The sequence below is a fragment of the Bacillus toyonensis BCT-7112 genome (genome assembly GCF_000496285.1).
In the GTDB taxonomy this organism is placed as follows: domain Bacteria; phylum Bacillota; class Bacilli; order Bacillales; family Bacillaceae_G; genus Bacillus_A; species Bacillus_A toyonensis.
Genome location: NC_022781.1, coordinates 3274888 through 3288891, shown reverse-complemented (window position 1 = coordinate 3288891; position 14004 = coordinate 3274888). Strand labels below are relative to the sequence as shown.

Annotated in this window: 14 protein-coding genes; 4 read left to right on the top strand and 10 right to left on the bottom strand. The window is 35.2% G+C overall.

Going from position 1 to position 14004, the window contains the following annotated elements; translation table 11 throughout:
• Window positions 1-7 precede the first annotated feature (7 nt).
• Together BTOYO_RS16775 and BTOYO_RS16770 are read right to left on the bottom strand one after the other, a co-directional pair.
• Window positions 8-1621 carry an MDR family MFS transporter gene (locus tag BTOYO_RS16775; RefSeq protein WP_000437658.1) on the bottom strand — a complete coding sequence of 538 codons (1614 nt, stop codon included), beginning with the start codon at window positions 1619-1621 and terminating at the stop codon, window positions 8-10.
• 19 nt (window positions 1622-1640) lie between these two features.
• Window positions 1641-2099 carry a MarR family winged helix-turn-helix transcriptional regulator gene (locus BTOYO_RS16770; RefSeq protein WP_023441146.1) on the bottom strand — a complete coding sequence of 153 codons (459 nt, stop codon included), beginning with the start codon at window positions 2097-2099 and terminating at the stop codon, window positions 1641-1643.
• A gap of 271 nt (window positions 2100-2370) precedes the next feature.
• Between BTOYO_RS16770 and glpT the strand changes: the two genes are divergently transcribed.
• Complete coding sequence (glpT, locus tag BTOYO_RS16765) at window positions 2371-3720, top strand: glycerol-3-phosphate transporter (protein ID WP_000466380.1); 1350 nt, start codon at window positions 2371-2373, stop codon at window positions 3718-3720.
• Window positions 3721-3848: 128 nt separating this feature from the next.
• Here the strand turns inward: glpT and BTOYO_RS16760 are convergent, their stop codons facing one another.
• From BTOYO_RS16760 to BTOYO_RS16745, 4 genes are all read right to left on the bottom strand, one after another.
• Complete coding sequence (locus BTOYO_RS16760; RefSeq protein ID WP_000834733.1) at window positions 3849-3965, bottom strand: DUF4027 family protein; 117 nt, start codon at window positions 3963-3965, stop codon at window positions 3849-3851.
• A 208-nt stretch (window positions 3966-4173) separates the two neighbouring features.
• Window positions 4174-4596 carry a universal stress protein gene (locus BTOYO_RS16755; protein WP_000277986.1) on the bottom strand — a complete coding sequence of 141 codons (423 nt, stop codon included), beginning with the start codon at window positions 4594-4596 and terminating at the stop codon, window positions 4174-4176.
• Window positions 4597-4661: 65 nt separating this feature from the next.
• Window positions 4662-6113, bottom strand: coding sequence for a SulP family inorganic anion transporter (locus tag BTOYO_RS16750; RefSeq protein ID WP_000487910.1), 1452 nt, complete (start codon window positions 6111-6113; stop codon window positions 4662-4664).
• Window positions 6114-6267: 154 nt separating this feature from the next.
• Window positions 6268-7518, bottom strand: coding sequence for a cell wall-binding repeat-containing protein (locus BTOYO_RS16745; RefSeq protein ID WP_000758141.1), 1251 nt, complete (start codon window positions 7516-7518; stop codon window positions 6268-6270).
• Between the two features lie 175 nt (window positions 7519-7693).
• On the opposite strand from BTOYO_RS16745, the gene BTOYO_RS16740 reads away from it, so the two are divergent.
• Window positions 7694-8371 (top strand): response regulator transcription factor, encoded by a 678-nt coding sequence (locus BTOYO_RS16740; RefSeq protein ID WP_000565472.1) that lies wholly within the window; start codon window positions 7694-7696, stop codon window positions 8369-8371.
• A gap of 11 nt (window positions 8372-8382) precedes the next feature.
• The gene (locus BTOYO_RS16735; RefSeq protein WP_000822530.1) at window positions 8383-9774 is read left to right on the top strand and encodes a sensor histidine kinase; all 1392 of its coding nucleotides are present in this window, start codon (window positions 8383-8385) and stop codon (window positions 9772-9774) included.
• A 13-nt stretch (window positions 9775-9787) separates the two neighbouring features.
• Here the strand turns inward: BTOYO_RS16735 and BTOYO_RS16730 are convergent, their stop codons facing one another.
• On the bottom strand, window positions 9788-10309 hold the full coding sequence (locus BTOYO_RS16730) for a dihydrofolate reductase family protein (RefSeq protein WP_000085758.1): 522 nt from the start codon (window positions 10307-10309) through the stop codon (window positions 9788-9790).
• Window positions 10310-10384: 75 nt separating this feature from the next.
• Between BTOYO_RS16730 and BTOYO_RS16725 the strand changes: the two genes are divergently transcribed.
• Window positions 10385-11359, top strand: a complete 975-nt coding sequence (locus BTOYO_RS16725) for a helix-turn-helix transcriptional regulator (RefSeq protein WP_116485995.1) — start codon at window positions 10385-10387, stop codon at window positions 11357-11359.
• Between the two features lie 51 nt (window positions 11360-11410).
• Here BTOYO_RS16725 and BTOYO_RS16720 read toward each other — a convergent pair whose 3' ends face one another.
• The 3 genes from BTOYO_RS16720 to BTOYO_RS16710 form a co-directional block, all read right to left on the bottom strand.
• Window positions 11411-12835 (bottom strand): DUF4367 domain-containing protein, encoded by a 1425-nt coding sequence (locus BTOYO_RS16720; RefSeq protein WP_000185118.1) that lies wholly within the window; start codon window positions 12833-12835, stop codon window positions 11411-11413.
• The gene (locus BTOYO_RS16715) at window positions 12801-13358 is read right to left on the bottom strand and encodes an RNA polymerase sigma factor (RefSeq protein ID WP_000869287.1); all 558 of its coding nucleotides are present in this window, start codon (window positions 13356-13358) and stop codon (window positions 12801-12803) included. Before BTOYO_RS16715 ends, BTOYO_RS16720 begins: the two co-directional genes overlap by 35 nt.
• A gap of 179 nt (window positions 13359-13537) precedes the next feature.
• Window positions 13538-13972, bottom strand: a complete 435-nt coding sequence (locus BTOYO_RS16710) for an HIT family protein (RefSeq protein WP_000388979.1) — start codon at window positions 13970-13972, stop codon at window positions 13538-13540.
• Window positions 13973-14004 lie beyond the last annotated feature (32 nt).

Sequence of the window (14004 nt, the reverse complement as noted above, 5' to 3'; positions counted from 1 at the left end):
TTTTTCATTACGAATATGATACAGTTTTTTCTTGTTCTTCTACAGCAGGCTTTTCAGCATCTTTTTTACGATCCGACAGTTTAATTTTCTGTAAGAAAATCGTAAAAATAGCGCCTACTACGATAAATACTAATCCTGTTAAGAATACAGTATGAAGTGAGTCTACTAAAGAATTTTTCAAAATTGGTACGATACTGTTAGCAAATGCTTCTGGCATTTGTTTTAATGCCTCTGGACTAAATAGCATCGAATATAAACCTTGTGGGTCTGTATGAATCATATCTTTAAATTTTGTTACCATTTGTCCCGCTTCTTTCGGGAATGTATCTAATACAGGTACTAACTTATTTGTTAATGTTGTACCTGACGTGTTATTCATAATTGATCCTAAAATTGTAATACCGAATGTCCCACCGATTTGACGGAAAAACTGACTTGATGATGTTACGACACCAAGGTCTTTTTTCGGGAAGCTTTCTTGTAACGCTAATGTTAATGTCGGCATTACAAGACCCATTCCTAAACCGATAACCATCATATAAGAAGTTGCAGTCAGTTTAGTTGTGTGCATATCCATCGTTGTTAATAACCAGAAACCACCAGCCATAATAAGCATACCTGCGATAATTTGTGGTTTTACACCGACTTTTAATACAAGTTGCCCACCAATAATACTCATAACAATCATTGTAATCATCATCGGTGTCATAATCGTTCCCGACTCAGCAGCACTTACTCCTACAATACCTTGCATGAAGAATGGTACGAACATAATCGCACCGAACATTCCGATACTCATAAAGAATCCAATCGCATTAAGTATTGTAAACGTACGGTTTTTAAAGAAATGCATCGGTAAAATTGGTTCTTCAGCTTTCGTTTCAACGATAACGAAACTAACGATACCAATTACAGCTAGTGCAAATAAACCGATAATTTGCCAAGAATCCCATGCGTAATCTTTTCCGCCAAACGTTAACGCAAGTAATAAACTTACAACACCAAGAATCATCGTAAAGATTCCAGCGATATCAATTTTAATTGGTCCCGTTTGTTTATGTGATTTTAATCCCATTGCGATAAAGATTGTTGCTAAAATACCGACTGGCAAGTTAATGTAGAATACCCATCTCCAGTTCACTGCGTCTACAATCCAACCACCAACTTGTGGTCCAATTACAGAAGCAAGACCGTATAACGCACCAAAAATACCTTGCCATTTCGCACGTTCTTTTCCCGTGAACATGTCTCCAATAATAATCATAGCCATCGGCATCATAATACCGCCACCAAGACCTTGAATACCACGGAAAATAATTAATTCTGTCATACCATTTGCCATACCACATAACGCTGAACCAATCATAAAAATAACTAGCCCTGTTATATATACGTTACGACGCCCAAGTAAATCCGCTAATTTACCTGCAATTGGTACGACTGTCGTTGATGTTAACATATAAGCTGTTGTTAACCATGTCATTAAGCTTAGTCCGCCAAGTTCACCAACGATACGCGGCATCGCTGTACCAACGATTGTTCCGTCTAACGCAGCAAATAGCATCGCAATTACTAAACCAATTAACAACAACTTTCTATTTGTATTGCCTTGTTGCTCCATGTAATCTCCTCAATTCCTCTTATTTATTCTCTTTTTTCTCTTGTGTCCCGCAAATAATGGTTTCTAACTTTTCAAAGAGGCGCAACAAATCTTCTCGTTCTTGTAATTCTAATTGTGAAAAGTATTTTGCGATATGCTCATTACGAGCTGCCATCGCCTCTTTTACTGTATTTTTCCCCTTTTTCGTTAGCTCAATGACAACAACACGGCGATCATTATCATCGTGATAACGCTCTACTAACTCATGATCAATTAAACGGTCGATCATTACTGTAATGACGCTCGGTTTTACATACATTTTCTCCGCCAATTGTGTCGCTCTTGAAGCTCCGTAATGATCTAAAATCTTTAAAATATAAAATTGCGGTGGTGTAAGTCCTGATGCTTGCATTTGTTCCAATAGCTCTGTTTGCATTTTCTTTCCTATAGCGAATGTAAGAGCTTGAATCTTATCAATATGAGTCATATCATTTGGCATGTTATCCACCTCTTATTTAAACAATAAAATATTTAACGTATTTAAATATTAATCCCACGAACAAAATCCGTCAATACCTTTTATTCATAAAAACGTTTACATTTTTGTCACAAAGTTGTATAATTTTCGTCGAAGTTAATATTGACAGTCACGGAGAATCGGAGTATACGGCTATGAATCATAAAAAAGGGAACTTTTTTATATTTCATGGCCTTTTTATATTCTCTCTGTCTTAAACGCTTCCAATTAATTAGGGGAGGATTTTCATTTTATGTTTTTCACACAATTATTTAAACCTGCGCCCCATGCAGAACGCTTACCAGCTGATCGCATTGATAGCGAATACCGTAAATTACGTTTACAAGTATTTTTAGGTATCTTCATCGGTTATGCAGGTTACTACTTTGTTCGAAAAAATTTTTCACTAGCAATGCCATACTTAATTGAACAAGGCTTTAGTAAAGGGGAACTTGGGGTTATCCTTTCAGCAGTATCTATCGCTTACGGATTAAGTAAATTTCTTATGGGTATCGTATCCGACCGTTGTAATCCTCGCTACTTTTTAGCAGCTGGGCTATTTTTATCAGGTATCATTAATATTATTTTCGGCTCATTTTCTTTCATTACAACGAGCATTATACTTATGTTTGTACTTCAATTTTTAAATGGATGGGTACAAGGGATGGGATGGCCTCCTTGTGGTCGTACGATGGTTCACTGGTTCTCTATTAGTGAACGTGGTACAAAAATGTCTATTTGGAACGTCGCTCATAACGTCGGCGGCGCACTTATGCCTTCTCTCGTTACATTAGGCTTATACTTCTTTGCAAATGACTGGAAAAGTATATTTTACTTCCCAGGTATTCTTTCAATTTTAGTTGGTATTTATGTATTAATTACGATGAGAGATACACCCCAATCTTGTGGATTACCTTCTATTGAGGAACATACTGGCGAATATCCATCAGGTGAAAAAGTGAAAGATCGCGAACGCGAACTTTCGGTAAAAGAAATTTTATTTAAATACGTACTAAACAATAAATTTTTATGGTACATCGCTATCGCGAACGTTTTCGTATATTTCGTACGTTACGGCGTTGTAGACTGGGCTCCTACTTATTTAGTAGAGGAAAAAAGCTTTACTCATAGTAGCTCACGTACAGCTTACGCTCTATATGAATGGGCTGGTATTCCAGGTACACTTCTTTGCGGATGGATGAGTGATAAACTATTTAAAGGACGCCGCGCACCTGCTGGTATTTTATTTATGGTCGGTGTATTCATTGCCGTTCTTGTTTACTGGCTAAATCCTGCTGGTCACCCAATCATTGATAGTATCGCACTTGTTTCCATTGGATTTTTAATTTACGGACCTGTTATGCTAATTGGTCTTCACGCACTTGACTTAGCACCAAAGAAAGCTGCTGGAACTGCAGCAGGCCTAACTGGTTTCTTTGGTTACCTAGGCGGAGCTACTTTTGCTAGCGCAGCTATGGGCTTTATTGTAGATGCATTCGGATGGGATGGCGGATTCATTTTATTACTTGTATCTTGCGTACTTGCAATGTTCTTCCTTGCCCTTACTTTAAATACAGGATCTGCAAAGTCAAAACAAGCTTAAACAAAATATAAATATGTAAACAAACATAAAAATAGCTCTTAGCGTTTATTCTATATGCTAAGAGCTATTCTTTATTTACAGCACTTTTCTTACTAGCTATAACAATCAATTCCTTCCCTACTATAAAATTAAAAAATTTGATGAAATACCTTTATTAATACAGCTAACGTAACAGATGCAGCAAATCCCCCTAAACAAATTAAGCTTACCCCTTGACTATATGATAAATTTTGAAATGATTTCATACCTTCCATCCTCCCTATCTCCCCTTTGATACTTTTATTTTACCAATGGGAAAATTTTCATAACATCGATTTTCCTAACAACAAACTTACAAATTTGTAAGTTAACATCTTTTCAACTTATATATCTAGTATTTCCACAAAAGGATGTCATTTATACATAAAAAAAGACCTCGGGTACCCCAAAGTCTTAGTTACGTGCTATTTCATTTTATTTTATAATCATTACTGGACATTTCACTCGTTTTGCTATTTTATGACTTACGCTACCAAGCATCATTTCTTGTAATGTATTTAATCCTCTGCTCCCAGCAATAACAAGATCTATATCCCCTGTATTTACATATTGAACGAGCGTATCACCAGGATCACCATGCAGAATCGTAAATTTATAAGAAATCTTCTCTTCCTTTAATAATCCTTCAATCTCTTTTAATTTATCTTTCCGACTAGCTGATATTGTTTCAAAATCTGTTTGTCCGTGTATAATATCTGATTTTGCTGTTCTATTATCTACGACATATACAATTTCAACATTTGCTTCTTCACTACATTTCGCAATATGTATTGCATGCTCCGCTGCCCGAAGTGCATGTTCAGAACCATCACATGCTAATATAATTTGTTTGTACATATGCTGAATCCCCTTTTCGTTATCCTACTCGTATTATATAATAAAGCCCCCTAAAAAGGAGGCTTTTAACTAGCAATTCTTTTATTATAAGTTGCTAAATTTGCAACAAGTTTTGAGCTACGTTCATTTAATCCCGTTATACTTACTTTCACACCACTTTGTTCATACTTCATGATAACTTTATCAATTGCGGCCACTGCTGAATCATCCCATACGTGTGCATGAGTAAAGTTCATTTCAATTTCTTTTACATCTTCATCAAATGAAAAAGCATTTATAAAATCTGCCGTAGATGCGAAGAATAGTTGGCCATGAATTTCGTATATTTTCTTATTTTCAATATATAAATGTTTCACGTGAATCTTTGCCATGTTGAATGCAAATAAAACAGCACTAATTACTGTCCCGATGATCACGCCTAATCCTAGATTGTGGGTGATAAGAACAACGACAACCGTTACGATCATGACGAACGCATTTCCTTTTGGCACTTTATGAATCGTCGCTACAGAGTTCCAATCAAATGTTCCAATTGAAACCATAATCATAACTGCAACTAAAGCTGCCATCGGAATATGAACAACATAATCACCTAAAACAAATAGTAATACGATTAAAAATCCGCCCGCTACAAATGTTGATAAACGCCCTCGTCCACCTGACTTAATGTTAATAACAGATTGGCCAATCATTGCACATCCTGCCATTCCTCCGAAAAATCCAGCAACAATGTTCGCAATCCCTTGTCCACGTGCCTCTTTATGTTTATTACTTTCCGTATGCGTCATATCATCTAAAACTGAAGCTGTTAATAATGATTCTAGTAAACCGATAATTGCAAGCATAACTGCATAAGGTAAAATAATCCCTAATGTCTCAAGTGTAAAAGGCACGTCAGGAATACTAAAGAACGGTAATTCTTTCGGCAGGCTTCCCATATCTCCTACTGTTTTCAACTGTAATCCGCTCATAAGTGCAATACTCGTCACAATAATAATTGAAATAAGCGTAGACGGCACAGCCGTTGTAATACGTGGAAATAAATATATAATTGCAAGTCCTAATACAACGAGTGCATACATTTGCCAAGTTGCATTTTTAAAATGTGGCAATTGCGCTGTAAAAACTAAAATTCCAAGTGAATTTAAAAAACCACTCATAACAGATTTCGGAACAAACTTCATAAATGAGCTCAGTTTGAACACGCCAAAAATAATTTGGACAATACCTGTTAATATTGTTGTAGCAAATAAATATTGCAAACCATGATCTTTAACGAGCGTTACCATTAATAATGCCATTGCACCTGTTGCAGCTGAAATCATTCCAGTTCTTCCGCCAACAAATGAAATGGTAACTGCAATACAAAAGGCGGCGTATAGTCCAACTGTCGGATCCACGCCTGCAATAACAGAGAAGGCTATCGCTTCAGGGATTAATGCTAAAGCAACGACAATTCCTGATAACACGTCCCCTCTCACATTAGAAAACCAGTCATTTTTTATCGTTTGAAACAAAATACCACTCCTCTACTCCTTTATAATTTGATTTTCTCCATAAGAAAATCTAGCCGACTGCACGAAGGCTATTATATAACGAGTAAAGGATATTATGCTATGTAAAAGTTTCCTAAAAAAAGACGCTATCTTCATAGCGTCTTTTCTCGTTTCATTAATGTCCACCGTGACCTTGACCACTCTCTTGGATAATCTCTAATCTCTCATCTAATATTCCTTGTGTTTCAAATGAAATATTACTCGTACTACCTAAAAGGAAGCCATGGTTATATGGTCCCAGTGTTGGGTCATCTTTAAACTTCGGCTGAATACTAGCAAGGAAGTCATAAACTGGTTGTGAAGCTTTACCTTCCCCCAGCAAGACAACAGGTGCGTGTTTACCCATATGTGAAAAAGGTGCTCCTGCAATTGCTAAGTCTGGTGTTTCGCTTGAAACAAATGACAAACCGTGACCTGGTTTTGTGAATCCCCAGCCGAATTTTGTTTTTTCATCTTTAAACTTCGCAAATGCGATAGAATTTTCTACTGGTGTCTCTCCACTAATACGCGTTACTTTCCCATATTTACTTAACTCTCGTTCTACTTCTTTTGAAACGATTTTCTCTGGTCCTAACACATATATATTCACTTTATCTTTTCTCATCTTTAACGCCTCAATTGTCGCTTCTGGCACTTTATTCTTTTCTGTATAGAGTAGTGGCTCTGGCATATGAGAAATCCAGTTTACAGCTGGTGTTGTATACAAACGTCCTTCTTCTTCAGACGAACCGACAATAACGCTATTTGGATAGCTTCCTGTTATATCGGCATATTCTTTATCAACATCTTTAGCAAATATAGCTGGATCCGTTTCTTTTATTTGCTTTACTTTATATTCTTTTAATTGCTCAAGGATAGATGCACCTACATCCCCCATCACCATAATTTGTGTTCCATCTTTCGTTCCGAGCGGATTTAATCGTTTTATTTCTTTTAACGTCATTTCAGGTACCTTTTCTTTTTCTATAAATAAAATCGGCCCATTATTCGGATGGTGAATAAGATCCGCACTCGCAATACCTAATTGCCACTCATTTACTGGTACTAAAATAATAGCGCCTGGCTGATTCTCTTTATGCGTTGCTGGCCATATCGTTTGCGAAGTTAGTACTGCCATTTGCAATGGATCATTTGTATTTAATCTCGTTATATTTTTTAAACTTGTTGTTAATAAATCATTAGATGCCCCTTTATTCATTTCTTTCGGCGCAGTTACCTCTTGATTCATTTTCATCTCTTTTTGCTCTGTTTTCTTCTCTTTTGTAGATTCATGATTTTTATGTTCCATATCATTCGTTTGCCCACATGCTGCAAGACCAACCGCTGTAATTATTGTTATCCCAAAAACTCGGGTCACTTTTTTCACTATACCGCCTCCGTATCAATCGTTTTCGAGCCAATATGATTACCTAAATTAGAATTTCACCTTTACAATAACAAGCAATTCTGAAGAAATTATGCAGATGCATGATAATCTGCACCATTTCTTCATGATTTTGCATTACACTTTAAGTAACGATTATAAATATGGAGGGCTCTCTATGATTGATATACTGCTCGTAGACGATGAACCGAGAATGCTTGAATTATTAACGCTTTATCTTACACCAATTGGATATAACTGCGTATGTGCGACTTCAGGAGAAGAAGCTATTTTACATATAGAAAATCGAAACTTTAAATTTGTTTTACTCGATATTATGATGCCAAAGATGGACGGATGGGAAACGTGCAAAAAAATCCGCTCATTTAGTAACATTCCTATTATTATGGTTACAGCTCGTGATCAAACAGTAGATGTCGTTCAAGGATTAAAAATTGGAGCCGATGATTACGTAACGAAACCTTTCCATGAAGAAGAACTTTTCGCAAGAATTGAAGCCGTTTTAAGACGTACAAATGAACATAAACAAATCCAATATCACGGTATTGTATGGGATGAAACAAAACACTTCATTTCTGTCCATAATGAAGAACTCCTTCTCACACCAATTGAATTTTCTTTACTCGGATTATTTTTACGCCATGTGAACTACGTATTAAACCGTGATCAGCTCATCGAACGAATTTGGGGGTTAAACACAAATACAGAAGATCGCACAGTCGATTCACATATTCGTAATTTACGTGATAAATTGCGAAAAGCAAATTTCCCTATTGATCATCATTTAAAAACCGTGTATGGAGTAGGTTATCGATGGATTGATACTGAACAGTAAGGGGCAAAACGATGAAACGAATTTCAATTCAATTCGGATTTTATTTTTTAATTGTTACACTTTTAATTGAAAGTGTTCTCTTTATTTTGCTCTATTATAGTCTTGTAAACACTAGAGTAAATGAAGAAATGACAGCTTTATTAAAGCGAGGAAATAGTCATCGAGATGTACTTGAAAAATATTACGATGAGCAAACCATCTCTCACGTAGCATTAATGGAATCTGAAGCTGAAACAACTGTCGTTATTACAAATGCAAATAAAGAAATACTAGCTAAATCTAACGAAATAAACACGACTATAAACGATCATATTAGTAAAATGCAAACTCGAACAGACCATAATGGAGAGATTATAGAAAATCATTGGAAAACATCTAATTATATATGTACAGTTAGCCCCATTGTAGTAGATGGAAAACATGAAGGCTATGTATATATGTTTCTTGGAACAGAATCAATTGAAAAGTTAGTTAATGGATTAACGAAACAATTCATTATTGCTGGTGCCATCACGTTTCTACTCACAGTCATCACAATTTTCCTATTATCACGTTTATTAACAAAACCATTGTTACACATGAAACATGCAACTGAAAAAATGAGTAAAGGCGATTTGTCCGTTTCATTAACGACTACTCGAAATGATGAAATTGGTGAACTAGCATCATCTATTCAAACGCTCGCAAATGATTTACATTATATGAAAACAGAGCGAAGTGAATTTCTAGCAAGTGTTGCTCACGAATTACGAACACCGTTAACATACGTAAGAGGTTATGCTGACATTGCTTTAAAAGAAAGCACCCCTTCTGAACAACGTTTGCGATATTTATCAATTATAAAAGATGAGTCTGATTACATTACAAACTTAGTTCAAGATTTATTTTCACTCGCACAAATGGAACAACATAACTTTTCTATTCAAGTAAAGGAAGTGCATTTACACACCTTCCTTACTCGCATAGCTGAAAAAGTAAACGCCATGTATAAAGAAAGATATATTAAGGTTTCTTTCTCTTGTCCTCCTACACTGCTAGTAAACTTAGATGAACAGCGATTTGAACAAGTTATAGTAAACATTTTAAATAACGCTTATAGACATTCAAAAGAACATTCTCATATAAACATTTCTATTACAGAAGAACATAAACGTATCTCCATTACAATTGAAGATGAAGGCGAAGGTATTCCACCTGAAGACCTCCCTCACATTTTTGACCGCTTTTACCGTGTCGATAAAGCAAGAACACGATCTACAGGCGGAACTGGTTTAGGGCTATCTATCGTAAAAGAAATTGTAGAACTACACGGCGGAAATATTATTGTAACGAGCGAAGTCGATTACGGGTCTTGCTTTATAATTTCATTACCATCTATAAAGAAACACGACTACCATCAATAGTCGTGTTTTTTTATCACTTTACTTTATAATATAAATTTACAAATTGCCCAAAACGTTTCGTATCCGTTAAAGTTAAATTAATTTCCGGATTCTTCGCTTGAAATAACGGAACTCCAGAACCTAATATGTGAGGGGTAATCGTGACAACATATTCATCAATTAGATTATTCTTAAAGAATTCTCTCAGTAGACTCCCTCCACCGACCATCCATATTTTAGACCCTTCTTGCTCTTTCAACCTTTTCGTAAACTCCACTACCTCTTCATTTACAAAATCCACGTGTTCATTTGAACCTTTTTCTGAGTTAGAAAAAACATAACATTTTTTATCTACATACGGGAATGTTTCCATATGCTCTACTACATAATCATACGTTCTTTTTCCCATAATTATTGTATCAATCGTTTCGTACATTTCTGTATAACCGTTATCTCCCTCTCCTTCCGTTTCCATTAACCACTCTAAATCATCATCTTCTTTCGCAATATATCCATCTAAGCTCGCCGCAATAAATAAAACTATTTCACGTGACATATTTTTTCCTCCTTACATCTCATCTTGATAACATTATGATGTAAACAATATACTAACAATAAAACACGACAATTTATGTCATGTTTAAAAAGAAAAAAGGTGATACATTTGTCAAAAGCTAAACGCTTATTAGATATTCTTATATTTGCTTCTGCGAAAAAAACATTTACAGCTCAAGAAATAGCTGATGAATTTAATATTTCTGTTCGTACTGTCCATAGATACATTTTAGATTTAGGTGATATGGGATTACCCATTTACGCTGAACAGGGTCGCAACGGAGGATATAAAGTATTAACGAATAGAGTAATTCCGCCTATTTTATTTACCGAAGAAGAAGCAGTCTCCATCTTTTTTGCCTTTCAATCTTTAAGCTACTACAGAGACTTGCCTTTTAATACAGAAATCAATTCTGTTACTCATAAACTATATAGCTCTCTACAAAATGAGGCGAAAGCGAAAGTTGATAAAATACGTTCTTATATCGCCTTTTGGAATCCGAAGAGAACAATTGAGACACCACTTTTAAACGAAGTGTTAACAGCGGCTATTGAAAATAAAAATTTACACTTTCAATACGAATCTAAATCGGGGATAAAAACAAAACATGTTCATCCTATCGGTGTATATGCTCATGATGGGCTATGGTACTTACCGTCCTATGACTATGACAGGAAAAAGGTATTACTGTATCGCATCGATCGTATTCTTTCTATATTATCAACGGAAGAAAATGAGGATACATTCATGAATTTAGAAGAGTGGTTTGCCTCTAACTCTAACGTAGTACACAGTCCTACTCAGTTACATGTTTTACTGACAACAGAAGGCGTACGCCAATGTAAAAGCGTTCCTTATCTTGAGGAATTCGTTGAAGTAAACGAAGATGGGACAGGATATATACATTCAACAATTGATAAAGGTGAAATCCATTTTATTACGCCTTTATTTTATAGACTGGGAAAAGATGCACGAGTTTTAGAACCGAGAGAATTGATAGATGGTTTACGTATACGTGCGAAAGAAATTTTACATATGTATGAAGACTAAAAAGCTGCTAAATATAAGCAACTTTTTAGTCTAGTTATTCCTATTGTTTTATTATTGACGAATATCGAACCACCAACGATTTTTCGCATTCATATTCTCCGTCCCACTAAACCCACTGTAACGGAAAGCATCAAGGAAAATTGAATCCAGCTTATCCTCATCTACAAAATAACCTAAGTTAACTTTTACCGTTTGTCCTGGTCGGATACTGCCAATATTGTAAAAGCTTTTCCCTTCTCCGTGAGGTTCTAAATAATCAACTTCGCCTGTCATAATATTTTTTTCCGCAATTCCATCTCTTTCAGCGTAGTTCCATGCATTACCTTCAGATTTAAGCAACTTTATGGATGGGTGCATATAAATTTCTTCCGTCGACTTTTCACCAATATTTCTCACTTTTGTTGTTAAGTAAACAAATTTAGGATTAACTAATTTTGATTCTACTAGTTTATCAATTGAATCTTTACCATTTCCGAGTTTATATTCATCCCGTCTGTATGGTAGCAATTCTCCTATCTGATTTAAAGCCTTATTCTTGCTTAGTATTTCTAAGCCAAGTTCATTAAAGTTCTCTTGTTTAAAATCTTTGATTGAATCAAAGACTTCAACTTTTTCTATCACATATTCAACTTGGCTGTCATCCATCGTTATCGTGACTGGAACTTTTTTCCCTATATGAAATAGCCGTTTGCTATCTTTTTTCAAAGGAATCACCTTAGTTTTTTTAGGTTCATCTGCTTTGCTAAAACGATTTTCATCATATTCTACTATATGTGATGCCTTTTCTTTTGACGTAGGCTCAAGTGAAATGCTCCCTAACACTTCCATCATTTGTTCTTCGTTTATATCGGATCCAATATAACTCTCTAACATAATCCCTTCTTTCTCAAAAAAGAGAAAGACCTTTCTGTCAAACATTACATTGTTGTTTCCTGTTTCTTTATGGACAATTACTGCTTTCCTACCATTTATCTCTTTTTCTTCATAACTTTTCGAATACAGAGTTTGAAAATCTGTATTTTCCCCTACCCTCCGAAGAGCGAATGAAAATCCCCCCATTGCGTAGTTATCTTTAAATGAATATTTCATAGCACTATCATCAATTGCTTCCATATTTTCTGGCAATTTACCAATCTTTAACTTATACCACTTATCACTCTTTTTCGAATCCTTATTTGTTACTGAAACATTTACTTCATAATTTTGTTTTTGGACAATCATATTATAGACTTTCACTGCACCAAAAACTGTTGTCGGCATGCCAATCAATAAGCAAGCAGCAGCGATTAACATACGATGTTTTTTACGCTTTTTCTGCGGTTGTCCGTCTTTCAGCTGCATTTCCTCCATAAACAATTTCTTTTTGCGCGTATATGTATGTGAAAATTCATGCTGTTCTTCGAGTTTATCAAAATCATCTAAAGCAATTTTTTCAGCAAGTTCATATATTTCTTTGGAGTTCTTTGAATTCGTCATGTTGTATACCTCCCATCATATTTTGAACTCGTTTTCGAGCGCGTTCAAACTGCTTACGGACATTGGCCTCCGTTATCCCCATGACACTTGAAATTTCTTGATACGTTAAGTTATAGAAGACTTTGTACTTAAACACCTGTCTGTTCGATTCATTTAACTCTTTTAGCAATGTATCAATTTGAACCTCAGACATTTTACGTTTTTCCCACTCTTCAATATTTTCATCTACTGCTTCTATTGATTCTCTTTCATATTCTTCTAAAAATGTTTCATGTCGTTTATTTTTCCGGTAACTATCAATCGCCTTATTTTTCGCGACCCTCAAAGTGTAGCGTTTAAGCTCTTGAGTGTTCAAGCTATGGAGCTTTTCCAAGTTCTTATAAAGAGTAATAAACGTCTCTTGAACTGCATCTTCAGCCTGCTGAATATTATTTAAAATAGAATACGCTACATAATAAACTTTTTGTTCGTACAACTCGTATAGCTCTTCCATCTTTTCATAATCGTTGTTTGTAACTTTCATATAATTCCTCCTCTCATTCTATATAACGAATGAGCGATATACTTTGTGACACTGCAGCATTCTTTAATAGATAAAATTTAATAATAGAATAAACAAAAGCCCAATTTCTCTATTTTAACTGAGAAATCGGGCTTTTGTTTATTAGAATTTTCCTGACTGTCCCCTTAAGAATATCACTCTTACGCCTTTTCGGGATGCAGTATGTTCTCTATCGCTTCTTTTAACAATGTCTTTGTTTCTTCAAAGTTATGATTCTGTTTTTCTCCAGGTTGTACCGTATAAAACTCGGCAAACGAGCGCTCTTTATATCTCGGTACGACATGCATATGGTAATGCGTTAACTCATTAAAGATTCCACCATTTTGACAAATTGTAACTCCATCTGGTTTATATAATGACTTAATCGCTTTTACAATAAGCTTAGAAGCATCCATAATCGATTTTGCTACAACATCATCTAATTCGTCCACTTCTACAACATGATGCTTTGGCACAATTAAAATATGTCCTGGATAGAAAGGGGCATGATCTAAAAAACATGTTACATATTCATTTTCATATACTTTATATATTTTTTCCTCTTTGTTTGCTAATTTACACCCTAAACATTCCATTAAATTTCTCCTCTTTCTAAAACATAAAAACG